Origin of the sequence: Pseudomonas sp. K5002, from assembly GCF_013386655.1 — a bacterium.
In the GTDB taxonomy this organism is placed as follows: Bacteria; Pseudomonadota; Gammaproteobacteria; order Pseudomonadales; family Pseudomonadaceae; genus Aquipseudomonas.
The window spans coordinates 304-522 of the sequence record NZ_JACARK010001716.1; the positions used below are offsets into that span (position 1 = coordinate 304).

The window sequence follows — 219 nt, forward strand, 5'->3', positions numbered from 1 at the left end:
TGAATTCGGTACTGCCACCGCCGATGTCGGCCACCAGGCGCTTGCCCGGAGTGTCGGCCAGGGTGTGGGACACGCCGAGGTAGATCAGGCGTGCTTCCTCGCGGCCGGAGATGACCTCTACCGGGTGCCCGAGGATCTCCTCGGCGCGGCGGATGAACTCGCCCCGGTTGCGGGCTTCGCGCAGGGCGTTGGTGCCGACGATCCGCACGGCGCCCGGGG

Annotated in this window: 1 pseudogene; it reads right to left on the reverse strand. The window is 70.8% G+C overall.

The features are described from left to right. Window positions 1-219 (reverse strand): annotated as a pseudogene (locus HX846_RS40215) (exopolyphosphatase); the annotation flags it as partial.